We start from the raw sequence: 23444 nt of genomic DNA on the forward strand, positions 1-23444 counted from the left end.
AAAGATAAAGCAACTTCCTCCTTAGCTCAGTTGGTTAGAGCATCTGACTGTTAATCAGAGGGTCCTTGGTTCGAGCCCAAGAGGGGGAGCAAACTTTTAAGCAACAATATAAACCTTTGAGGTGATTCCTCCTTAGCTCAGTTGGTTAGAGCATCTGACTGTTAATCAGAGGGTCCTTGGTTCGAGCCCAAGAGGGGGAGCAAACTTTTAAGCAACAATATAAACCTTTGAGGTGATTCCTCCTTAGCTCAGTTGGTTAGAGCATCTGACTGTTAATCAGAGGGTCCTTGGTTCGAGCCCAAGAGGGGGAGCAAAACAAAAGCCTGATACGAAAGTATCAGGCTTTGTTGTTTTAAATAACTTCAAAATTTATTCTTTAATAAACTTGGCAGCGTTTTTACCAGATACTTTTAAATAATAAATACCTTCCGATAATTGTTCAACATTTATGGTTGTTTCAATTTCATTTAGTTTTCCATTTAAAACAACTCTTCCTAGATTATCAATTATTGTATAAGGTTGATTAACGATACTAGGTTCAATCATTGTATTTAACAAACTTGAAGTAGGGTTAGGATATAAGCTTACACTACTTTTATCAAAGACTTCCGTGGCTAAATCACTACAGTTAACCGCTAGCCCTAAATCTGTTATAGTCCAATTGTAAGTATTAAGTATAGAAGTTCTTGCTGCATAGCCATTACAATAATAAGAATTGCCTCCTGAAAAAACAACATTTGGTTCTAAAGGATTCTCATTTGGTGCTATTGTTGCCCAACCTATTAGTAGCGCATCATAATTATTTATAGAAAGTTGTGCTCCTGCAAACATAGATGACATATTAGTTACATTACCAACATTCCATGATCCAATAGGTTGGTCAAATGAGGAAGGCCCAAAAAACATAGGATCATTAAAAAACATAGAATCCATATCGATAACACTACTCACATTCCAAGAGTCAATAGGCTGGTTAAAGGCGGAAGCGTTACTAAACATATTAGACATATTGGTTACATTACCAACATTCCAGGAACCAATAGGTTGGTTAAAGACAATAGCTTGCCTAAACATATAACCCATAGCAATCACATTGCTAACATTCCAAGAACCAATAGGTTGGTTAAAGATATTAGCTTGATCAAACATACCGCCCATATTAGTCACATTGCTAACATTCCAAGGCCCAATAGGTTGGTTAAAGGAAATAGCGTGTGAAAACATAGAAGACATATTAGTCACACTGCTCACATTCCAAGCCCCAATGTTTTGGTTAAAGGTAGTAGCGTTTTCAAACATAGAAAGCATAGTATTCACATTGCTAACATTCCAAGCCCCAATATTTTGATTAAAGATATTAGCTTGAAAAAACATACCAGCCATAGTAGTTACATTGCCAACATTCCAAGAACCAATATTTTGGTTAAAGGAAATAGCGCCTGCAAACATACCACTCATATCAGTCACATTGCTAACATCCCAAGAACCAATATTTTGGTTAAAGGCGGGAGCGTTACTAAACATACTACCCATATCAGTTACATTACTAACATTCCAAGCTCCAATATTTTGGTTAAAGATAATAGCTTGCGAAAACATACCATTCATATTGTACACATTGCTAACATTCCAAGCCCCAATATTTTGGTTAAAGGAAGTAGCTTGACTAAACATACCACTCATATTAAGCACATTGCTAACATTCCAAGCCCCAATAGGTTGGTTATAGGAAGTAGCGCCTGAAAACATACCATTCATACTGTTCACATTGCTAACATTCCAAGAACCAATATTTTGGTTAAAGGAAGTAGCGCCTGAAAACATAACATTCATACTGTTCACATTGCTAACATTCCAAGAACCAATATTTTGGTTAAAGGAAGTAGCTTGACTAAACATACCAGCCATAATAGTCACATTGCTGACATTCCAGGAACTAATAGGTTGGTTAAAGGAAGTAGCGGTGTAAAACATAAAATTCATATCGGTTACATTACTCACGTCCCAAGACCCAATTGGTTGGTTGAAAGTTACTGCTTGATAAAATAAATTAGTTGTATTAGTTACAAGAGTCGTTACAATATTATCAAAAGGAATTGGCGTTGTACTGCCTGGAGGTGTAAAATAACTTATGCCTGAAGGAATATTATTAGCATAATTAGTAATATTACTAGTAGTTGAATTATTTACAATAGCAAACCATTCCATTCCTGTTCCTCTTGGGTTTGCTTGAATAAAGTAGGGTGCCGGAACTGTTGTGCCCGTCCATTTTACGGTAATTCCGTTAGTATCTAATACAACTTGTGCTTTGATTGTTTGAACGGCTAAAAATACTGAAATAATTAGGAGTGTAATTTTTTTCATAATTATTTTGTTTAATTTATTTAATTGTAAATATATTAAAAATAAAATAAAAATTGTCTATGTCCTTGATTTTCTTATAATTGAGTAACCAATCATCGCGTTAAAATTGTAACTTTCTCCAATAGGGGGAGCAAAAAAGCACTTACGTTATGTAAGTGCTTTTTTTTATTTCTATTTTGTAACAATTTTTAAATAAAGAGAACTAATAGTTGTTTAAAAAATTATAAAGTATGAATACTCAATTTAATAAATTTCTTTATTTAGGTTTTTTATTGTTAGGAATTTTTCAAGCTTTTTTTACAAAAGATTATATGCAAGCAGCAGCTTCTCTAGGGATTGCATTAGCATTTGATCCTTTTAACCAAGAACAAAAATGGAACGAAAGACCTACTTGGCAAAAAGTGGTTTTATTTGTTCATCTTGCTTTTGTAGCAGCTATGTTTGGTTTTGGAATAGGTTTAAACGACAAGGTTTAATTTATAGAGATTTTTAATCTCTTCTCAACCATCCTGTAACACTTAACCTTGGTTTATGAGTTTCTAAAACTTCATGAACCAATTCGTTGCTTTTAAAAAAAACTGTTTTTCTATTCGTTGGAGCTATTTTTTGAGTGGCGTCACCATCATAAATACACAATTCGCCACAATCTTCAGGTTGCCAATTTTCATTCAAATAGGTAATCATTGAAAACTGTCTGCTCGAATTGTCTTGAAACTGATCCAAATGTTTTCTATAAAAACTACCTTTATCAAACAACGCAAAATGAAATTCACAACCCGTAATTCCGGTATAACAACTTCGGTTTAAATAGGCAATAAAAGCATCTACTTGATCTAAAAAAGCATTTTCATATTCGTTATTATTAGCTCTGTCTAACCAATAAATAGCATCACTTCTTATGGCTGAATTTTGAGTTAATTTTGCTGCATTTCCAATTCCGGCAGCTTTCAATAAATTTTGTTCTTTCAAATCAAACAATCTGTTTGTCAAATGCTGCGCTAATTCTTCCGAAACAAAATGTTCTACCACACCTACTTTAGTTTCTAAATAACTTTCAATTAAGGCTTCAAAACAATCTTCCATTTTTTTTAATTGTAAATACGCGCAAAGATATCATTTCCTTTTTTAATTTGGGCGTTACTCCGCTTATAGCGAGTTCGGGCTATTCGCTAAATCTTTTATTTCGCTTCGCTACATAAAAGGATATCGCTTCTATCCCTAACGCAGCCCTTGTTTTCAATTAAAAAATGTATTTTTACAAAAACCTTTTAGCATGCAAAATCTTTTAGAAGTTTCACAAAATACCCAACATTCATGGCGTAATTTAAGTATTCAAAATAGAATTTCTTTTTTACCAGCATTGGCTAAGTTGCTTTTAGAAAACAAACAAGAATATGCCACATGTATAACAAATGAAATGCATAAACCAATTGCTCAATCAATAGCTGAAGTTGAAAAATGTGCGTTGTTGTGTACTTACTATTTTGAAAATGCAGAAAATTTTTTGTCTACCAAAGTTATAAAAACAGAGGCGTTAGAAAGTTTCATTACGTTCGAGCCTTTAGGGGTAATTTTAGGTGTTATGCCATGGAATTTTCCGTTTTGGCAAGTATTCCGTTTTGCAATTCCATCAATTAGTGCAGGAAATACAGTTGTAGTAAAACACGCGAGTAATGTGCCTAAATCGGCCGAATTAATTCAAAAAATTTTCGAACAAGTTGGTTTTCCAAATGGTTGCTATCAAAATTTATCAATTTTAAGTAGCCAAGTGGCAAGTGTTATTGCTAGTCCAATCATTAAAGCCGTTTCTCTAACAGGTAGCGAACAAGCCGGAATAGCCGTTGCCACCGAAGCTGGAAAACATTTAAAAAAGTGCGTTTTAGAATTAGGCGGAAGCAACGCCTTCATCATTTTAGAAGACGCCAATATAGAAAAAGCTGTTTCAGTGGCCGTTAATGCACGAATGCAAAATGCAGGTCAAAGTTGTATTGCTGCCAAACGATTTTTAGTTCATGAAAATATTGTAGAAGAGTTTGTATCAAAATTCAAAGTCGCAATAGAAAACTTAAAATCTGGAAATCCATTAGATAAAGAAACGCAAATAGGTTCGTTAGCCCGAGTTGATTTGGCAGAAGAATTAGAATTACAAGTACTAAAATCAATTCAAATGGGTGCTACATTAATATGTGGAGGAAATAGAAAAGAAGCTTTTTATGAGCCTACAATTTTAACTAATGTTACTTCCGAAATGCCTGTTTTTAAGGAAGAAACTTTTGGTCCAGTAGCTGCAATTACAACTTTTAAAACTGTTGAAGACGCTATAGAACTTAGTAATAAGTCAAATTTTGGTTTAGGTGTTTCTGTTTTTACTCAAAATATGGATTGTATTAAAACTAAGATTTCAGCATTTAATGAAGGAGCTGTTTTTATAAATGAAATGGTAAAATCCGACCCAAGATTGCCTTTTGGAGGTATTAAAAAATCGGGATATGGAAGAGAATTAGCAGAAGACGGGATTAAAGAATTTGTAAATGTAAAAACGGTATTTATTAAATAGGCTTATTTATTTTAAAATTTACAGAAACAATCTCAATTTGTTGAATAAAACAAATAAAATTTAAAATAAACTGGGGTTGAAATGTATTTTTAATAAAAATTTAAACACAACCCCTATGTTTTTAAAATATAAAACAATAATAAATGTAATTTTTATAAATTTACCCTTTAAAATTTAGGGGTATGAAAATAAAAAAACGCTGGATAGTTTCTTTTGTGATAATTTGTGTAGTTGCAATTGCAAGTTTGTTTTGGGAAAATAGTAATAATCTTAAGCATAATTTTTTAACATCTAAAGATATAAACTATGCCGATGTGGCATGGTTGTTAACATCTTCATCTTTTGTGTTATTAATGACACCCGGACTTTCTTTTTTTTATGGAGGAATGGTTGGAAAAAAGAATGTGATTTCTACAATGCTACAAAGTTTTATTTCGCTAGGAGTAGTAAGTTTATTGTGGGTTGTTGTAGGTTTTAGTTTGTCTTTTGGAGATAGTTTAGGTTTTGAAATAGCGGGAAAACACTACGGAATCATTGGAAATCCTTTTGATTATATGTTTTTTGATAATGTGGGTTCGCTTCCTCATAAACAATTAGCTAGCACAATTCCTTTTGTCTTATTTGCTTTATTTCAAATGAAATTTGCTGTAATAACACCTGCTATTATAACAGGTTCTTTTGCAGAACGTGTTCGATTCATAGGTTATTTATTTTTCATTTGTTTATTCACATTGTTTATTTATACTCCATTATGTCATATGGTTTGGCATCCAAACGGTCTTTTAGGAAGTTATTTTGGAGTTAAAGATTTTGCTGGAGGAACTGTTGTACACATGAGTGCAGGGTTTGCTGCATTAGCTGGTGTTTTGGTTTTAGGAAAAAGAAAAAATAGCGAACATATTCCAACCAATATTCCTTTTGTCTTATTAGGAACCGGAATGCTTTGGTTTGGTTGGTTTGGATTTAATGCAGGTTCTGCTTTAGCCGCTAATGGAACAGCAGCAATGGCATTTGCTACAACTACTATAGCTTCTGCATCTGCTATGATGACCTGGATATTTTTCGATAGAATAAACGGAAGAAAAGCCTCTGCTTTGGGAGCTTGTATTGGAGCGGTTGTAGGTTTGGTTGCTATAACACCTGCTGCAGGGTTTATATCAATTCCAAAAAGTATTTTCTTCGGATTTATTGCAGCTATTGTTTCTAACAAAATGTTATATTGGAATAAATTAAAATCTATAGATGATACTTTAGATGTGTTTGCTTGCCATGGAGTTGGCGGTATAATGGGAATGATATTAACCGCTATTTTTGCAGAAGGCGAAAATGCAAGCTTACTTCATGGAGGTTGGTCGGTTTTTGGGCATCACATGATGGCGTTAGTTTTAGTTGCCTTATTTACTTTTTTTGGGTCTATTTTGTTGTATAAAGTAGCTAATTGGTTTATTCCTTTACGAGTTTCCGAAAATTCAGAACGTGTTGGATTAGATTTAACGCAACATAATGAAAAATTATGAAGATAAAATAGTATTTTTGATAGTTTAGTATTTTAAAAACAAGCAATATGAAATTATATTATCTTCTTTTTTTAGCAGCTTTTGGATGTGCTCCAAAACCAAAAATTGAAAATCAAAAAGCAGAAATAGCAACTATTTTAGATAATTGGCACAAAGCCGCTGCAACTGCTAACTATGATGCTTATTTTGGATTATTGTCAGAAGAGTCAATTTTTATTGGAACAGATGCAACTGAAAATTGGAATAAATTACAATTTCAAAAATTTGCAAAACCTTATTTTGATAAAGGTAAAGCATGGAGCTTTAATGCAATCGAACGTAATATTTATTTTAGTAAAGACAGAAAAATGGTATGGTTCGATGAATTGCTAAATACTCAAATGAAAATTTGTAGAGGATCTGGAGTTTTAGCTTTGGAAAACGGTCAATGGAAAATTAAACACTACGTGCTTTCTATGACAGTTCCAAATGATAATGTTGACGAAGTGGTAAAAATTAAAGCGCCTATTGAAGACGCTTTAATGGAAAGTTTAAAAAAATAAAAACTAAATTTTATAAATGTGATCGTTTAGGTTTTGAAACATATCAACAGTCATATTTTCAATAGTAAAATCATTTTTCCATCCCCAATCCTCTCTTGCTGAAGTGTCGTCAATACTAGCGGGCCAGCTATCAGCAATTTTCTGACGGAAATCTGGGGTGTAACTTAATTCAAAATTTGGATAGTGTTTTTTGATTTCTTCGCCTATTTGTTTTGGCGTAAAACTCATCGCTGCCAAATTATAAGAAGAACGTATTTTAATTTGTTCTGATGGCGCTTGCATAATGCCAATAGTAGCTTTGATTGCGTCATCCATGTACATCATAGGTAATTCGGTGTCTTTGGATAAAAAACTAGTAAATTTACCATCGGTTATCGCTTTGTGATAAATATCAACAGCATAATCTGTAGTTCCTCCACCTGCTTCGGTACTCCAACTAATTAAACCAGGATAACGTATACTTCTTACATCTACACCATACTGATTGTGATAATATTCACACCATCTTTCGCCTGTTTGTTTAGAAATCCCATAAACGGTTGAAGGTTCCATAATGGTATATTGTGGAGTGTTGTGCCTTGGAGTTGTGGGTCCAAAAACGGCAATACTAGAAGGCCAAAATATTTTCTTTATTTTACCTGCTTTAGCTAAATTTAAAACATGAAACAACGAATTCATATTTAAATCCCAAGCAAAAGCTGGATTTTTTTCTGCTGTAGCAGATAATAAAGCTGCCATTAAATAAACATCGGTTATATGATATTGTTCAATTAAATGCTCAATTTGATTGTAATCTAAAGCATTAATAACTTCAAAAATTCCATTATTAACAACATCATTATTTAGTTTTCTAATGTCAGAAGCTACTACATTATCAACACCATAGGTAGCTCTAAGCTTTGCTGTAAGTTCGGTACCAATTTGTCCACATGCACCAATTATTAATATTTTTGTTTCCATTTGTTAGTGTAAAATAGGGAACAAATATAACATTTAGTACTAATTTTTTTGTTGATTTTTTGAGATATTTTTATAAATCATAGGCTAAATTTAGACATTTGATAATTTTAAATACTTGAACAGATTTTTTACAATCAATTAATCAATTTCGTTTACCTCTAACTGTTAAGATATTGATAGAAATGTAGCTACGTAATGTAAACATTTGTACATTTGTTCTTTAATTCAATAAAATGAAAGTTTTCCTTTATAGTTTTTTGATTTTAGCTGTAACCCTTTTTTCATGTAAAAATGAAAACCAGCAACTAGAAGCACAAAAAGTAGCACAAAAAAATGAAGCCGTTTTTAAAAACATTTCCAAAATGTGGCAATTTAATTTTCCAACTCCAAGACCAGAAGTTAATACCACTTTAAATCGATGGAACGAATGGAGACAGTTTGAAATTGAAATGCTTCAGAAACCAAAATCTACCTTATCTGCTTTTCAAATGAAAACTAAAAATTTATCATCAAAAGCAGATACTTTGTCCATTACCATTCCTTTTGAATATAATAAACCACAAATTTTAAGCAGAATAACAACATTAAACACAAAATTAAAGTCGTTAGAAACATTCCTTAATTTAAGAATTATTCCTGAGCAAAAAATTGCGAAATTAATTCCTGAAATTAATGAAGAGATTAAAGGGTTATACAAACAATGGGATGAAATCATCATAAAAAAGGCCATTCCAAAAGAAATAGGAGAAGAATTAATGTTACAGGCATTGGACACAGCTCGAAATGCTAATCCTGATAAAATGCGAGAGAAGATGGAGATTTCTGATTAATCAAAACATTTTTTTAATATATTTAGAGCCAATTAGTTAAGAATGAACAAAAATTATATTTCAAAGATTTTAATACCAATAACATTGTTGTTTTTACAACTAGGTTTTGCTCAAACTACGTTGTTTTCTGATAATGCTTCAAATTATGTTTCTTGGACTAATGGAAGTAATTCAGGAACTGGGTTTTCTGCTTGGGATTTGTGGACACAAAATACAGATGGAACTCATTTTGCAGGACATTTTTTAGGTAATTCAGTAAGTCAAGGCTTTGGAGATGTTAATTCTTCAGGAAGTTCATTTTCAATGTATGCTAATCCTGGAGGAACTTTTGTTCAAGCAAATGCACAAAGATTTTTATCGAGTACCGGTTCTCCAGCCGTTGGTGGACGTCAGTATTTATTACCAGGGCAATCATTTAAAATTGATTTAGCAATAGCATACAGAAATGGTTATAAAGGGATTGATTTAATGGATCAAAATTTTAATTTATTATATACTTTCAATGTGGCTTCTGATGTATATTCAACTACAACTAATGCAAATTTTGGATGGACTTATGATCAAGCTTCTGTGTTTCAATTAGTGGTAAATCAAACCGATGTAAATTCATATGAAGTTGTAATTTTAAGAGGTTCTGACAGTTATTCTTCAGGAATAAGAACAGGTCAGTTTTCCGGATTTAAATTATTTATTGGAAATACAGATACCGGTAACGATTTAAATAATTTGCATTTTAATAGTTTAGTTGTTCAAAAATGTGCTATGACTACAACTTGGGACGGAACAACTTGGGATAAAGGAGAACCAAATGCTAATAAAAATGTAGTTTTTACTGGTAATTACAGTTCAACTTCAAATATAAGTGCGTGTTCTGTAAAAGTTGCTAATAATGCAATTGTTGTAATTAATTCCAACCATAATTTAACTGTTGAAAATGAAATCGAAATTAGTTCGGGTTCAGATTTAGTTTTTGAAAACAATGCTTCTCTTCTTCAAAACAATGCTGGAGCTACCAATTTAGGTAATATTACATATAAAAGAAATGCAACACCTATGATTCAATACCAATACACATATTGGGGATCACCAGTGTTAGGTCAAAAATTAAATTTATTTTCTCCACTAACTTCAACTGCACGATTTTATTCCTTTAATGCAAATCCTACCGTTAATAATTGGGTTACCGAAAATCCAAATAGTTCCATGATTCCTGCTAAAGGTTATGCAATTATGGCGCCACAAAATTATAATTCAACACCTGTAATTTTTAATGGAGTTTTTATAGGCGTTCCTAATAACGGTAATTATTCATTCAACGTTTTTGAAAAGACAGTTTTAAATTACAATTTATTAGCAAATCCATACCCATCAGCAATAAATGTTCAAACGTTAATAGCAAATACAACTTTAAATACTTTGTATTATTGGACTCATAATACGGCTATTTCTGCTAATGTTTTTTCATCAAATGATTATGCAGTTAGAACAAGTCTTGCAGGAACTGCTGCAAATTCTGGAGGTGATGTTCCAACAAAATTTATGGCTGCTGGGCAAGGTTTTTTTGCTTCTAGTTCGGCAACTGGCACAGTAACTTTTACTAACGACATGAGAGTTGCCGGAACAAATTCTAGTTTTTATAGAAATACAAGTTCTCAAAATGAAACTTTTGAAGAAGCAGACGATAATTTAATTCGTTTAGATTTATCAAATTCTGGAGGAGCATTTAAACAACAAGTCATTTTATATGTAACAGGTGCAACAGATGGATTTGATTCTGGAATGGATGGAGATCAATTAGACGGGCAATTTGTTAGTTTTTACTCAATTATTCCAAATCATAATTTAGCCATTCAAGTAAAAGCAATGCCTTGGGTAGTTACAGATCAAGTGCCACTTGGATTTAAATCTACAATAACGGCAAATACAAGTTTTGATATAAATATTTCAGAATTAGGTATTTATTTTTCAGATAAAGAGGTGTTTTTAGAAGATAAAACATTGAATATTTTCCATAATTTAAAAGTAGCTCCTTATACTTTTTCAAGTATTGCAGGTGTTTATGATGATCGTTTTGTGCTTCACTATCAAGATGTAAGTCTTTCAAATAATGATTTCCTTGAAAATCAAAATTCAGTATATGTTTTCGAAAACAATAATAAGCCAAAAATTGTATCATCAAAATCAAACATTACAAGTGTAGAGGTGTACGATATGTTAGGTAGAAAATTGTTTTCAAAAGATAATATCAATTCAAAAGAATTTTTATTAACTGAATTAATGCAAACGAATCAAGCACTAATTATTAAAACAACATTAGAGAATAACGTAACAGTTGCTAAGAAATTCATTTTTTAACAATCGTTTCGGTAATATAACCACTACTTTTCTATTGAAAACGTAGTGGTTTTTTTATTTTTGTAGTCAATTAAAAAATTCATTTTGAGCAAGTCCGACATTATATCTATTTACGATAAGTCATCAAAGATTGCCGTTTTAGAAAGTACATTCGCAGCGCGCCAAAAGTCTCAAATGACTGGTTTGGTTGGCTCTTCGTTGTCTTTTGTGGCACATTCACTGTTTAAAAAATCGGAACTTCCGTTCCTGATTCTATTCAGTAATAAAGAAGAAGCGGCGTATAATTTAAACGATTTGGAGCAATTGCTTAACGCAGATGATGTACTTTTTTATCCAAGTTCGTACCGAAGACCATACCAAATTGAAGAAACCGATAACGCCAATATTCTTTTACGTGCTGAGGTTTTAAACCGAATAAATTCGCGCAAAAAACCTGCGATTATTATTTCGTATGCCGAAGCTATTTTTGAGAAAGTGGTTACCCGAAAAGAACTAGAGAAAAATACGTTGAAATTATCGGTGGAAGACAAACTTTCCATTGATTTTATAAACGAAACTTTATTTGAATACAATTTCAAACGAGTAGATTTTGTAACCGAACCAGGTGAATTTTCCGTTCGTGGTGGAATTATCGATGTGTTCTCATTTTCCAATGATAATCCGTACCGAATTGAATTTTTTGGAAACGAAATCGATAGTATAAGAAGTTTTGATGTTGAAACACAATTGTCGATTGAAAAACTAAAAAAGATATCGATTATACCAAATGTCGAAAATAAATTACTACAAGAAAATCGCGAAAGTTTCCTTGATTACATCAACGAAAAAACGGTTTTAGTTATTCAAAATACCGAATTATTAGGACAACAATTGGATAAATTATTCGACAAAGCCAATGAAGCTTTCGAGAAATTATCTAAGGATATTCAGCATGCGCCACCAGAAGAATTATTTTTAAATCAAAAGCAATTTTTAAAACGTGCACTCGATTTTTCAGTAATTGAATTACATGCCAACGCTGTTTTTAAAATCGATAAAAAAGTCGAATTTCATATTCAGCCACAACCTTCTTTCAACAAACAATTTGATTTGTTGTTGAATAGCTTGAGCGAGAATCATTTTAATGGTTTCAAAAATTACTTGTGTTGTTCCAATGAAAATCAGGCAACTCGATTTCATGATATTTTTGAAGATATCGACGAAGCCAATTCCGAAAGCATTCACAAGCAATACAAAACCATGGTGTTGCCATTATTTGAAGGTTTTATCGATGAAGAAAATCAAATGGCGTGTTACACCGATCATCAAATTTTTGAACGTTACCATAAGTTTTCCATTAAAAACGGCTATTCTAAAAAGCAAACTATTACGTTAAAAGAACTGACTTCGTTGTCGGTTGGCGATTATGTAACGCACATCGATCACGGAATTGGAAAATTTGGTGGCTTGCAAAAAATTCAGGTCGAAGGTAAAACACAAGAAGCTATAAAATTGGTCTATGCCGATAACGATATTGTGTATGTGAGCATTCATTCGCTACACAAAATCTCAAAATACAATGGGAAAGATGGCGCGCCACCAAAGATTTATAAATTAGGAAGCAACGCTTGGAAAACCCTAAAACAAAAAACAAAAGCACGCGTAAAGCATATTGCTTTCAACCTAATTCAGTTGTATGCAAAGCGAAGATTAGACAAAGGTTTTCAGTTTGCACCCGATAGTTATTTGCAAAAAGAATTAGAAAGTTCGTTCATTTACGAAGATACGCCTGATCAAATTACGGCTACAGCTGATGTAAAATCCGATATGGAAAATGAACGTCCGATGGACCGATTAGTGTGTGGTGATGTAGGTTTTGGGAAAACAGAAGTTGCGATTCGTGCGGCTTTTAAAGCGGTGGATAACGGAAAACAAGTTGCCGTTTTAGTGCCAACAACTATTTTAGCGTATCAACATTTTAGAACGTTTTCGGAACGTTTGAAAGATATGCCTGTTACCGTAAGTTATGTGAACCGATTTAGAACGGCGAAACAAAAAGCCGATACGCTTCAAAAATTGCAAGAAGGAAAAGTCGATATTTTGATTGGAACACATCAATTGGTGAATAAAAATGTCGTTTTTAAAGATTTAGGTTTGTTGATTATCGACGAAGAACAAAAATTTGGAGTAAACGTAAAAGATAAATTAAAAACCATCGCTACAAATGTAGATACGTTGACCTTAACCGCAACTCCGATTCCGAGAACGTTGCAGTTTTCGTTGATGGCAGCACGTGATTTATCGGTAATTACAACACCTCCGCCCAATCGTTATCCAATTGAAACACATGTAATTCGTTTTAACGAAGAAGCTATTCGTGATGCCATTTCGTATGAAATTCAGCGTGGTGGTCAAGTGTTTTTCATCAATAACCGAATTGAAAACATCAAAGAAGTAGCCGGAATGATTCAACGATTGGTGCCAGGAGCAAAAGTAGGCATCGGTCACGGTCAAATGGATGGAAAAAAACTAGAAGAATTGATGTTGGCTTTCATGGAAGGCGAATTTGACGTTTTGGTCGCAACTACCATTATCGAAAGTGGTTTAGATGTGCCGAATGCCAATACGATTTTTATCAATAACGCCAATAATTTCGGATTATCTGATTTGCACCAAATGCGTGGTCGTGTGGGAAGAAGTAATAAAAAAGCGTTTTGTTATTTCATTACGCCACCCTATTCGATGATGACGGGTGAAGCACAAAAGCGTATTACGGCTTTGGAACAATTTAGCGAATTAGGAAGCGGTTTCAACATTGCGATGAAGGATTTGGAAATTCGTGGCGCGGGTGATTTATTAGGTGGTGAACAAAGTGGTTTTATCAACGAAATTGGTTTTGATACCTACCAAAAAATCATGAATGAAGCCATTGACGAGTTGAAAGAAAACGAATTCAAAGACTTGTACCAAGAAGAAAACGACATTGAAACGAAAGAGTTTGTCAAAGACATTCAAATTGATACCGATTTCGAATTGCTGTTCCCAGATGAATACATCAACAACATTACCGAACGTTTGAATTTATACAATGAGTTGAGCCAAATTAAAGACGAAGCTACCTTACAACAATACGAACAAAAACTAATTGACCGTTTTGGTTCGTTGCCTAAAGAAGCTATTGCGTTATTAAACAGCGTACGCATTAAATGGAAAGCTACCGCAATGGGAATTGAACGTTTAATGATGAAACAAGGTAAAATGATTGGTTATTTTATTGGCGACCAACAAAGTGATTTCTACCAAAGTAACCGTTTCATGAAAGTGCTACAATTTGCTCAACGCAACGGCAATGTGTGTAAAATAAAAGAAAAAGAAACCAAAAACGGCTTACGTTTATTACTGACTTTTGATAATGTGAAATCAGTGAACAAGGCGCTGGAGTTGTTGGAGGGGATTTAAATTGATTTGAATGTAATTCGAAATTTTAAAAAATGAATTTTAACTAGTTATTACTTATGAAATATATAGGCGTTCTACTTCTTACAATTTTATTTGGTTGTCAAAATGAAACTGAACAAAAGATTGAATATTATCCAAATGGTAAGGTATATAGAAAATATTATGTGAATTCAAAGAATGAATATGATGGCGAATTTATTCAATTTAATGAAGATGGGACTTGCTTTAAAAAAGGAAATATAAAAAACAATAGGTTTGTAGATTCAATAGTTTTTTTTGAAAAAAATAAAATTTCTTGTATTGAATACAAAAGTAATACTGATTCAGTTTTTTTGAAGTATTTTGAAAACGGACAATTACATTCTTCTGGAATAGAATTAAATAGAATTAAAGTCGGAAAGTGGAAATTTTATACAAATAATAAAATTTCAAGTGAAATAGAATATTTTAATTTATGTAATAAAGAATATTTGAATCAGGGTTGGTTTTATGATAATCAAGCGAAAATTATAAGAGACAGATCGAATTATTTTCAAATAATCGATAAGAAAAAATCATACAAAAAAAATGAAAATATAGTATATCATGTTAAATATCATTCAATTTGGGAAAAACAATCTTTATCTTCAGCAATTATTGGAACTGAAATAAATGATAATTTTTGCAATATGAAAGAAGTTAAACTAGATAGTATTTTATCAAAAGAGCATATTTTTAAGTTTAATTTCATTTTTTCAAAAAGCGGTAATAAAAAAATCAGAGGTTATATTAGAGAGTTTGGCTTTATTGAAGAAGTTAAGGATGATTTTGTTTTCCAAGAAAGAAAGGTTTATTTTGATATTCCTATTGTGATTGAATAAGAATTCCTTCAATTTAACTTAATAGAGATTTTTTAGCATTAACCTTATGAAAAAAGTTTTTTACTCCTTTTTGTTAATTATTTTTTATTTACTGATAATTTCTATTCCAGGAATATTATTATTTTTTTTATCAAGTTTTTTAGGAGAAAAGGGATTTTTAATTTTTTTAATCCCGACCGCTCGGATATCTCAACGTAACGATAGCGCGGAATTGCATTCCGTGCCCACAAAGTAAATAAAAAACACAACATTAAAATTGACAAAGTTTTTTTATATTTGAATTGTCTTGTCCTGAAATAGCGATACACAAATTTCATCGTTATGGAAAACCTTCAAGAAATTCGCTATGTAAAGCGCACTCAGAAAGACTACACAATGTCTTTTAAAATACAAGTTGTACAAGAAATAGAAAGAGGTGAGTTATCAACTCACTCTGCATGTCGTAAATATGGCATACAATCTCGTTCGACAATTGTTCAATGGCTTCGAAAATTTGGTAACTTTGATTGGGAAAATCAAACACCATCGAATATGGGAAAATCTCCAGAACAAAAAATAATGGAACTTGAGGCACAAGTTAAATTATTAGAAAAGCAAAAAGCTTTTTTAGAGCAACAAGCCTTTGTTGCTGACAAGAAAGCCATCATTTTTGATATGATGATTGATATAGCAGAGAAAGAGTATAAAATTGATATCCGAAAAAACTCTTCACCCGAACAATCGACCAATTTAAAGAACAAGAACAACAAACAATAACGTTTGCCTGCACTTTGTTCGGGATAGATAGACAGGTTTATTATAGAAAAATCAAACGGCGTTTTAACAAACAAAATAAAGCTCGGTTAGTAGTTGATATGGTTTTAGAAATCAGACAACAAATGCCAAAAATTGGAGCTAGAAAGCTTTATTATTTATTAGGTAATGATTTAAAAACTTTAAAAATAGGTAGAGATAAATTTATTGATATTCTAAGAGCCAATCATTTACTAATTGTTCCAAAACGTTCTTATCATATTACAACCAACTCACATCATCGTTTTAGAAAATACAATAATCAACTAATTGATTTAGAAATAAATCGACCAGAACAAGTCTGGGTATCTGATATAACTTATATAGGAAAAAGAGAAAAACCTTGTTATCTGAGTTTAATAACAGATGCGTATTCTAAAAAGATTGTTGGTTATAATGTGTCGGATAATTTAAATACTGAAAGTAGTTTAGTAGCATTAAGATTGGCTATAAATCAAAGAATGAATAAAGATTTAGTATTAATACATCATTCAGATAGAGGGTTACAATATTGTGCTAATGAATATCAGAAACTATTAAGTAAAAATAGGATAAAACCCAGTATGACACAAAACTCTGATCCATATGAAAATGCTGTGGCAGAACGAATTAATGGTATTTTAAAACAAGAATTTAATATTGATAAATACAATAAAGATTTACCAATTATGAAACAAATAATCAAAGAAACTGTTGATATTTATAATGGAAAAAGACCTCATTATTCTAATCATATGCTTACACCAAATCAAATGCATCAACAAAATAAATTGAAAATAAAAACCTATAAAACAAAAAACACTTGCAAGAACGTTCTTGCAAGTGTTTAATTAATTATTTTTGTCTAATAAATCTGTATCGATTTTTTAGGACAAGTCAAATATAAATTACACGCCATGTCAACAAAATATAAAGCTACCACAACTGAAGATGCTTACTTTATTACCATAACAACTGTAGGTTGGGTCGATGTTTTTACACGATTAAATCAAAAATATATTATCACTGATTCTTTAAAGTATTGTCAACAAAATAAAGGATTAGAAATTTATGCGTATTGCATCATGAGCAGTCATGTTCATTTATTTTGCAAAGCAACTAATGGTTTTATTTTATCAGATGTGATACGAGATTTCAAAAAATTTACTTCCAAAAAAATCATCCAAACCATAATCGATGAACCAGAAAGTCGAAGAGAATGGTTGTTAGCCTATTTTCAAAAAGCTTGTGAACATTTAAAACGAGAACAACAATATAAAGTTTGGCAAGATGGTTATCATGCAGAACATATTTATAGCAATTCTTTTATAAAACAAAAGATAGAATATATTCACAATAATCCTGTAAAAGATAAAATAGTTACGCTACCTGAAGATTATTATTTTAGTTCAGCCAGAAATTATGCCGGTTTAGAAAATGAATTGGAAATTGTTTTGTTAGATTTGTTTTGAAGTGTACTGTGGGCACGGAATGCAATTCCGCGCTATCGACTATGGTGTGTAAATTTAACTTTTGAATATTATATCTACCCAAACAACTCACTCACCACATCTTCAATCTTCGCTACTAAAACAATTTTAATTCCCGTATTTTTCAACGAAATTTTATTGTGTTTGGAAACAAAAATGGTGGTAAATCCTAATTTTTCGGCTTCTTGAATGCGTTGTTCAATGCGGTTAACGGGTCTAATTTCTCCTGAAAGTCCAACTTCTCCTGCAAAACAAAAACCTTCTGCAATGGCAATGTCTTCGTTTGAAGATAAAATGGCAGCTACAACTGCTAAATCAATGGCTGTATCTTCTACAGAAATTCCGCCTGTTACATTAAGGAAAACGTCTTTTGTTCCCAATCGAAATCCAGCACGTTTTTCTAAAACAGCCAAAATCATGTTTAAGCGTTTGGCATTATAACCTGTGGTGCTTCGTTGCGGAGTTCCATAAACCGCAGTACTTACTAAGGCTTGAATTTCAATCATCAACGGACGCATGCCTTCTAAGGTAGTAGCAATTGCTGTTCCTGAAAGTTGCTCGTCTTTATGCGAAATCAAAATTTCAGATGGATTGTCGACTTCTCGTAAGCCAGAACCTTGCATTTCGTAAATACCTAATTCGGCAGTAGAACCAAAACGGTTTTTTAACGAACGTAAAATTCTATACACGTGATTTCTGTCGCCTTCAAATTGTAAAACGGTATCTACCATGTGTTCCAAAATCTTTGGTCCGGCAATGGTGCCGTCTTTGGTAATGTGCCCAATTAACAAAACCGGTGTATTGGATTCTTTCGCATATTTAATCAACTCAGCGGTACATTCTCTAATTTGAGAAATACTTCCCGCAGACGATTCAATATAATCGGTATGCAACGTTTGAATCGAATCGATAATGACAATATCCGGTTCAATTTCTAAAATTTGGCGGAAGATATTTTGGGTTTTGGTTTCGGTTAAAATGTAGCAATTATCGCCATTAGAAGTAATACGTTCGGCACGCATTTTAATCTGTTTTTGGCTTTCTTCACCCGAAACATAAAGGGTTTTATAAGGTAATTTTAAAGCAATTTGCAAGAGCAACGTACTTTTTCCAATGCCTGGTTCGCCACCTAATAAGGTTAAAGATCCAGGAACTAATCCACCACCTAAAACCCGATTCAACTCGTTATCTGTTGTGTTCAATCGGATTTCTTGTGCGGTATCAATTTCTTTAATAAGTAAAGGTTTGGTGGCGGCTTTTGAAGTTGCTGTAGTTGTTTTCCAAGCTACTTTTTCTTCTTTTTGAACTAATTCTTCAACAATAGTATTCCATTCTTTGCAGGCGTTACATTGGCCTTGCCATTTTGAATATTGTGTACCACAGTTTTGGCAAAAGAAAGCCGTTTTTACTTTACTCATTTTGTATTATTCAGTTTTTTCAGCAGGTGTATCTTCAACTGGAGCTTCAACAGGAGGCTCTTCAGTTGGTTTGTCTTCTTTACCTTTTAACGCTTCTGCTCTATTTAACATAAAATCTTTTGTTAATTCACGAATTGGCTCTAAAGTAAAGGCTCTTTGATACGTTTTTACTGCTTTTTTATAGTTACCCGTTTTTTCAAAATACAAGGCTTGATGATAGGTTCCTAAAATAGTTTTAGGATAATGCTTGTCGGCAAAATCAGCTAAAGGTTGCAACTCATTATATGCTTTATTTTTTAAAATAGCAGCTTCAATTGCTTTAAAGTCGCTTAACCTTGGTTTCATTTTAAAACCAAATCTTTTTTCTAATTCATCATATTTAGCAATTAAATAATCGGTATAACCTGCATCTAATTTTAAAATTTTATCCTGAAATTCCACCATTGAAATGGGTTGATAGCCATCAAATATAAAATAAATTGCATTCGGAATCGCTTTAGCGACTAATGAATAATGTGAAGCGCCTTTGAAAGCATCGTTTTGATATTTAAAAGTTGCATTTGGAATGGCTTTAATATTTGCATCTAATTCGGCAGCTTTTTCATTAATTTCTTTTAAATCAGCCTCTCCGGTTCCTTGATAATAGAAAAGTGGTTTTGAAATTTTAGTTAATCTTTCTGCAACTCTTTTTTCCATTTCTGGAGCCATTTCTGGAGCTAACGAAATGTAAGCATTAAAAATTGGGTTGTCTTTGTAAAGATAAAAGTTCAAGAAACCAGCTGTTGTATCATGACCAGCAATCATTCGAAAGGCAATAGTGCGGTATTTTTTATCCACATAAGGATATAATTCTTGTCCAATGAATTCAAAGAAATTTGCTCCTGATCCTGATGGGAATCCAGCATCATCAAATTCGCTATCTGCAAAACGTGTTTCACCATAATTTTGATTCACGGCAATAATAATAATTTCAGGTAAATCATCCCAATAAGCTCCATATTTTAGGATTCCTTCAAATGGATCTAATAGATATTCACCATCTAAAATTAATAATGTTGGGTAGCTCTTTTCGGGATTTGTTTCATAAGAAGGAGGCGTTACGACAGTAAATGTTCTTGTGCCAAGTTTTTTTGATTCTATAGTTTCTGTGGTCTTTTGGGCAAAAAGGAAAAAACTAAAAAGTACGGTCAAAAATGTAATAGGGATTTTCATTTTAAATAGTTTGGTTAAAATAGATTAGCAATTTACTAATTTATTTTTTATTTAAAATAGGTAAAAGCAAATAAGATAATAAACCTAAGAAAATAGTTAATAGTGTTTGTGATGTCCAAACTAACCAACCAAAAGCAACACCTACATCATTTGGAATTCCATAAAGCGAATAAATTAAGGCTATAGCTAAAGGATATGCTCCAATTCCTCCGTTTGTAAACCCTACGGCTAAACTTCCAAAAATAAAGCCCATAATTACAACGTCAAATCCAATATTAGATGTTTCAGGTAAAGCAAAAATAGTTACATAAAACATTAAAAGATATGTAAACCATATAAAAAAGGAATGAAAGATGAAGTTCCATTTGTCTTTCATTTTTAAAATACTCGTCATTCCTTCAATTAAACCTGAAAGTTTTTGTTTTAATTTTTTGATAATTTTCCATTCGGCATAAATCCAAACGAAAATAAAAATGACAAAAACCACAAATCCTCCAATTAATAAATAGATTATTTTTTCTATTGGAAGTTTATCAATCAGAAATTTATAAAGCTTGTCAAATTGTAAAACAAAAGCAATAATTACGAATAATAGAAAAATTATTAAATCTACAATTCTTTCGGCTACTATAGTGCCAAATCCTTTGTCAAAAGGAACTTTTTCGTATTTTTTTAATAATGCGGCTCTTGAAATTTCTCCAGAACGAGGGATGGTTAAATTTATAAAATACGATACACAAACAGTCATTAAGTCATTGCGAAATTGTGTATTATATCCTAAATGTTGTAGCGAAAATTTCCATCTATAGGCTCTTGACCAATAGCCAAAAAGCGCAATAAAAAGAGATAGGAAAATGTAGAAATAATCGGCTTTAATAAAGCTAATTTTAATTTTTTCTATTTCTGTAGAAGAAAGGGTTGTATATTGATAATAAATAATTCCTAGCCCGATAAAAAGCGGGACAGTAAGACTTAAAAATTTTCTAATATTGACTTTCAAACTAAGTTAAAGAGTTATCTTTTTCGTTTGGAAAAACTAATGTTGGTTTGAATTTTTTTGCTTCTTCAAAATCCATAATTCCATAAGAAATAATAATAACAATATCACCTCTATGAACTTTGCGAGCTGCAGGTCCGTTTAAGGTTATTTCTCCTGTATTTCTTGGTCCTTTGATAGCATAAGTTTCTAATCGTTCTCCATTATTAATGTTTACGATTTGTACTTTTTCACCCTCAATAATATTAGAAGCTTCCATAAGTGCTTCGTCTATGGTGATACTTCCTATATAATTCAAATCGGCACCGGTTACGGTTACTCTATGAATTTTTGATTTTACTACTTGAATTTGCATGATGCAAAGGTAATTAATTTAGTGAAATATTATCAATTAATCTGATATTCTCAATGAAAATGGCGATAAATCCGCGATATTTTTTGTTGGATTCTTTTTCAGAAACTGGTAAAAGTGTTTCTTCATCAGCAATTTCAAAATATTCTAATTGAAATTCTGGAATTTTTTTAAATTCGTTTTCTACAAATAAAATGGTTTCCTGTGATGATTTTGTTTGAAATATATCTTTGGCAGCTTTTAGTATTTGAAAAATTATTGCTGCATTTTCTCTAGTAATTTTTGAAAGTCTTTCATTTCGAGAACTCATGGCTAATCCACTATCTTCTCTATGAATTGGACATCCTATAATAGTAACGGGAATGTTATATTTTGAAACTAGTTTTCTCACAATTTGAAGTTGTTGAAAATCTTTTTCGCCAAAATAAGCCTTGTTTGGTAAAATAATTTCAAATAAATGTTTCACAATTGTACCAACACCATCAAAATGGCCAGGACGATGCTTGCCTTCCATTTGGTTTTCTAAGCCATCGTAATCAAAACTTTCAGAAATGGTATTACCTTCATAAATATCGGCTACTTCCGGAGCATAAACGATGATGTTATTGCTTAAATTTTGCATTATTTGCACATCGCGTTCTAGAGTTCGTGGATATTTATCTAAATCTTCAGCATTGTTAAATTGAGTGGGATTCACAAAAATACTCATCACTGTAACATCGTTTTCTGAAAGCGATTTTTTCAGCAACGATAGGTGTCCTTGATGCAGTGCTCCCATGGTAGGAACAAATCCAATGGATTTATTTTGTTTAATTAATGGGCTTAAAAAAGCACTTAAATCAGACTTTTTATTAAAAATGAGCATTTTCTACTTTGTTATTTCAGGTGCAAACTTACTATTTTAGTGGATAAATCCATAAAATTTTGTAATTTTGCAAGGTTTTTTAAAACAATAATTAACTAGAATACATTATGGAAGACAAGAGGATATTGTATGTATCATCTGAAGTGGTGCCTTATTTAGCTGAAAACGAAGTGTCGTTACAATCGTATGAAATGCCAAAAATGATTAATGATTTAGGCGGACAAATACGAATTTTTATGCCTAGATATGGTAATATCAATGAAAGAAGACATCAATTGCATGAAGTTATCCGTTTATCAGGAATGAATTTGGTGGTAAATGATATGGATATGCCTCTAATTATTAAAGTTGCTTCAATTCCTAAAGAGCGAATTCAAGTTTATTTTATTGATAATGATGAATATTTCAAGAGAAAAGCTACTTTTTCAGATGAAGAGGGTGTTTTATATCCAGATAATGACGAAAGAGCTATTTTCTTCGCAAAAGGAGTAGTAGAAACAGTGAAAAAATTAAATTGGGTTCCTGATGTAATTCATGTTCATGGATGGATGGCTGCCATGTTGCCCGTTTACTTAAAACACTATTATAAAGATGAAGGAATTTTTGCTGAAACAAAAATAATTTCTTCGGTTTATGAACAAGGTTTTGAAGGTGAATTAAATAAAGAATTCATCAATAAAGTTTTATTTGATAATATTGATAAAGATTCGGTTTTAGATTTAGCATCGCCTACTTATGAAAACTTAATGAAAGTTTGTATTATGCATTCAGATGCAGTGGTAGCTGGTTCTGAGGTCTTGTCTCCAACTTTAACAAAATTTATAGAAAGTTCAAACAAACCTTTTTTACCTTTCGCCTCTAAAGACACTATTAAAGAAGTTTATACTTCATTTATCAAGAATCACTTACTATAAAA

At 32.0% G+C, this 23444-nt stretch carries 20 protein-coding genes and 3 tRNA genes; 15 read left to right on the forward strand and 8 right to left on the reverse strand.

Features of this window, described 5'->3' with window-relative positions; translation table 11 throughout:
- Positions 1-15 precede the first annotated feature (15 nt).
- From GFJ99_RS01695 to GFJ99_RS01705, 3 genes are all read left to right on the forward strand, one after another.
- Positions 16-89, forward strand: a tRNA-Asn gene (locus GFJ99_RS01695).
- A 37-nt stretch (positions 90-126) separates the two neighbouring features.
- A tRNA-Asn gene (locus GFJ99_RS01700) sits at positions 127-200 on the forward strand.
- A 37-nt stretch (positions 201-237) separates the two neighbouring features.
- Positions 238-311: transfer RNA gene (locus GFJ99_RS01705), tRNA-Asn, on the forward strand.
- Positions 312-369: 58 nt separating this feature from the next.
- On the opposite strand, the gene GFJ99_RS01710 is transcribed toward GFJ99_RS01705, so the two are convergent.
- Positions 370-2364: a BspA family leucine-rich repeat surface protein gene (locus GFJ99_RS01710; RefSeq protein ID WP_153207270.1), complete on the reverse strand. Its 1995-nt coding sequence runs from the start codon at positions 2362-2364 to the stop codon at positions 370-372.
- Positions 2365-2594: 230 nt separating this feature from the next.
- Between GFJ99_RS01710 and GFJ99_RS01715 the strand changes: the two genes are divergently transcribed.
- The gene (locus GFJ99_RS01715) at positions 2595-2840 is read left to right on the forward strand and encodes a hypothetical protein (protein WP_153207271.1); all 246 of its coding nucleotides are present in this window, start codon (positions 2595-2597) and stop codon (positions 2838-2840) included.
- Between the two features lie 13 nt (positions 2841-2853).
- Here GFJ99_RS01715 and GFJ99_RS01720 read toward each other — a convergent pair whose 3' ends face one another.
- Entirely contained in the window at positions 2854-3447 is a 594-nt protein-coding gene (locus GFJ99_RS01720; protein WP_153207272.1) for a 2OG-Fe(II) oxygenase, read from the reverse strand.
- A 190-nt stretch (positions 3448-3637) separates the two neighbouring features.
- Between GFJ99_RS01720 and GFJ99_RS01725 the strand changes: the two genes are divergently transcribed.
- From GFJ99_RS01725 to GFJ99_RS01735, 3 genes are all read left to right on the forward strand, one after another.
- Entirely contained in the window at positions 3638-4921 is a 1284-nt protein-coding gene (locus GFJ99_RS01725) for an NAD-dependent succinate-semialdehyde dehydrogenase (RefSeq protein ID WP_153207273.1), read from the forward strand.
- 182 nt (positions 4922-5103) lie between these two features.
- Positions 5104-6438 (forward strand): ammonium transporter, encoded by a 1335-nt coding sequence (locus GFJ99_RS01730; RefSeq protein ID WP_153207274.1) that lies wholly within the window; start codon positions 5104-5106, stop codon positions 6436-6438.
- 47 nt (positions 6439-6485) lie between these two features.
- The gene (locus tag GFJ99_RS01735; protein ID WP_153207275.1) at positions 6486-6980 is read left to right on the forward strand and encodes a nuclear transport factor 2 family protein; all 495 of its coding nucleotides are present in this window, start codon (positions 6486-6488) and stop codon (positions 6978-6980) included.
- A gap of 3 nt (positions 6981-6983) precedes the next feature.
- Here GFJ99_RS01735 and GFJ99_RS01740 read toward each other — a convergent pair whose 3' ends face one another.
- A complete protein-coding gene (locus tag GFJ99_RS01740) occupies positions 6984-7940 on the reverse strand; it encodes an NAD-dependent epimerase/dehydratase family protein (protein WP_153207276.1) in 957 nt (318 codons plus the stop codon).
- Between the two features lie 233 nt (positions 7941-8173).
- On the opposite strand from GFJ99_RS01740, the gene GFJ99_RS01745 reads away from it, so the two are divergent.
- From GFJ99_RS01745 to GFJ99_RS01770, 7 genes are all read left to right on the forward strand, one after another.
- Positions 8174-8770 carry a hypothetical protein gene (locus GFJ99_RS01745; protein WP_153207277.1) on the forward strand — a complete coding sequence of 199 codons (597 nt, stop codon included), beginning with the start codon at positions 8174-8176 and terminating at the stop codon, positions 8768-8770.
- 42 nt (positions 8771-8812) lie between these two features.
- Positions 8813-11125, forward strand: coding sequence for a T9SS sorting signal type C domain-containing protein (locus GFJ99_RS01750; RefSeq protein ID WP_153207278.1), 2313 nt, complete (start codon positions 8813-8815; stop codon positions 11123-11125).
- Positions 11126-11299: 174 nt separating this feature from the next.
- Entirely contained in the window at positions 11300-14563 is a 3264-nt protein-coding gene (gene mfd, locus GFJ99_RS01755; RefSeq protein ID WP_238990060.1) for a transcription-repair coupling factor, read from the forward strand.
- 56 nt (positions 14564-14619) lie between these two features.
- Positions 14620-15423, forward strand: coding sequence for a hypothetical protein (locus GFJ99_RS01760; protein ID WP_153207280.1), 804 nt, complete (start codon positions 14620-14622; stop codon positions 15421-15423).
- A gap of 321 nt (positions 15424-15744) precedes the next feature.
- Positions 15745-16179, forward strand: coding sequence for a helix-turn-helix domain-containing protein (locus GFJ99_RS13630; protein ID WP_203228763.1), 435 nt, complete (start codon positions 15745-15747; stop codon positions 16177-16179).
- A 14-nt stretch (positions 16180-16193) separates the two neighbouring features.
- On the forward strand, positions 16194-17045 hold the full coding sequence (locus GFJ99_RS01765; protein ID WP_203228764.1) for an IS3 family transposase: 852 nt from the start codon (positions 16194-16196) through the stop codon (positions 17043-17045).
- A 66-nt stretch (positions 17046-17111) separates the two neighbouring features.
- Complete coding sequence (locus GFJ99_RS01770) at positions 17112-17666, forward strand: transposase (protein WP_153207281.1); 555 nt, start codon at positions 17112-17114, stop codon at positions 17664-17666.
- A gap of 74 nt (positions 17667-17740) precedes the next feature.
- Here the strand turns inward: GFJ99_RS01770 and radA are convergent, their stop codons facing one another.
- From radA to panC, 5 genes are read right to left on the reverse strand one after another with little or no spacing between them, the layout of a single operon-like run.
- Complete coding sequence (radA, locus tag GFJ99_RS01775) at positions 17741-19102, reverse strand: DNA repair protein RadA (protein ID WP_153207282.1); 1362 nt, start codon at positions 19100-19102, stop codon at positions 17741-17743.
- A gap of 6 nt (positions 19103-19108) precedes the next feature.
- The gene (locus GFJ99_RS01780) at positions 19109-20314 is read right to left on the reverse strand and encodes an alpha/beta hydrolase (RefSeq protein WP_153207283.1); all 1206 of its coding nucleotides are present in this window, start codon (positions 20312-20314) and stop codon (positions 19109-19111) included.
- Between the two features lie 40 nt (positions 20315-20354).
- Entirely contained in the window at positions 20355-21314 is a 960-nt protein-coding gene (locus tag GFJ99_RS01785; protein WP_153207284.1) for a lysylphosphatidylglycerol synthase transmembrane domain-containing protein, read from the reverse strand.
- Position 21315: 1 nt separating this feature from the next.
- Positions 21316-21666, reverse strand: coding sequence for an aspartate 1-decarboxylase (gene panD, locus GFJ99_RS01790; RefSeq protein ID WP_008255780.1), 351 nt, complete (start codon positions 21664-21666; stop codon positions 21316-21318).
- A 13-nt stretch (positions 21667-21679) separates the two neighbouring features.
- Entirely contained in the window at positions 21680-22528 is an 849-nt protein-coding gene (gene panC / locus GFJ99_RS01795) for a pantoate--beta-alanine ligase (protein WP_153207285.1), read from the reverse strand.
- 107 nt (positions 22529-22635) lie between these two features.
- Here panC and GFJ99_RS01800 point away from each other — a divergent pair, with 107 nt between their 5' ends.
- Positions 22636-23442 carry a glycogen/starch synthase gene (locus GFJ99_RS01800; protein ID WP_008255782.1) on the forward strand — a complete coding sequence of 269 codons (807 nt, stop codon included), beginning with the start codon at positions 22636-22638 and terminating at the stop codon, positions 23440-23442.
- The last annotated feature ends 2 nt before the right edge of the window (positions 23443-23444 follow it).

It is taken from the genome of Flavobacterium sp. LMO6 (assembly GCF_009495795.1).
GTDB lineage: Bacteria > Bacteroidota > Bacteroidia > Flavobacteriales > Flavobacteriaceae > Flavobacterium.

Bases quoted from the DNA above. Each gene is read 5' to 3' on its own strand.
- GFJ99_RS01710 (WP_153207270.1), bottom strand. From the start codon at position 2,364: ATGAAAAAAATTACACTCCTAATTATTTCAGTATTTTTAGCCGTTCAA.
- GFJ99_RS01715 (WP_153207271.1), top strand. From the start codon at position 2,595: ATGAATACTCAATTTAATAAATTTCTTTATTTAGGTTTTTTATTGTTA.
- GFJ99_RS01720 (WP_153207272.1), bottom strand. From the start codon at position 3,447: ATGGAAGATTGTTTTGAAGCCTTAATTGAAAGTTATTTAGAAACTAAA.
- GFJ99_RS01725 (WP_153207273.1), top strand. From the start codon at position 3,638: ATGCAAAATCTTTTAGAAGTTTCACAAAATACCCAACATTCATGGCGT.
- GFJ99_RS01730 (WP_153207274.1), top strand. From the start codon at position 5,104: ATGAAAATAAAAAAACGCTGGATAGTTTCTTTTGTGATAATTTGTGTA.
- GFJ99_RS01735 (WP_153207275.1), top strand. From the start codon at position 6,486: ATGAAATTATATTATCTTCTTTTTTTAGCAGCTTTTGGATGTGCTCCA.
- GFJ99_RS01740 (WP_153207276.1), bottom strand. From the start codon at position 7,940: ATGGAAACAAAAATATTAATAATTGGTGCATGTGGACAAATTGGTACC.
- GFJ99_RS01745 (WP_153207277.1), top strand. From the start codon at position 8,174: ATGAAAGTTTTCCTTTATAGTTTTTTGATTTTAGCTGTAACCCTTTTT.
- GFJ99_RS01750 (WP_153207278.1), top strand. From the start codon at position 8,813: ATGAACAAAAATTATATTTCAAAGATTTTAATACCAATAACATTGTTG.
- mfd (WP_238990060.1), top strand. From the start codon at position 11,300: ATGACTGGTTTGGTTGGCTCTTCGTTGTCTTTTGTGGCACATTCACTG.
- GFJ99_RS01760 (WP_153207280.1), top strand. From the start codon at position 14,620: ATGAAATATATAGGCGTTCTACTTCTTACAATTTTATTTGGTTGTCAA.
- GFJ99_RS13630 (WP_203228763.1), top strand. From the start codon at position 15,745: ATGGAAAACCTTCAAGAAATTCGCTATGTAAAGCGCACTCAGAAAGAC.
- GFJ99_RS01770 (WP_153207281.1), top strand. From the start codon at position 17,112: ATGTCAACAAAATATAAAGCTACCACAACTGAAGATGCTTACTTTATT.
- radA (WP_153207282.1), bottom strand. From the start codon at position 19,102: ATGAGTAAAGTAAAAACGGCTTTCTTTTGCCAAAACTGTGGTACACAA.
- GFJ99_RS01780 (WP_153207283.1), bottom strand. From the start codon at position 20,314: ATGAAAATCCCTATTACATTTTTGACCGTACTTTTTAGTTTTTTCCTT.
- panD (WP_008255780.1), bottom strand. From the start codon at position 21,666: ATGCAAATTCAAGTAGTAAAATCAAAAATTCATAGAGTAACCGTAACC.
- panC (WP_153207285.1), bottom strand. From the start codon at position 22,528: ATGCTCATTTTTAATAAAAAGTCTGATTTAAGTGCTTTTTTAAGCCCA.
- GFJ99_RS01800 (WP_008255782.1), top strand. From the start codon at position 22,636: ATGGAAGACAAGAGGATATTGTATGTATCATCTGAAGTGGTGCCTTAT.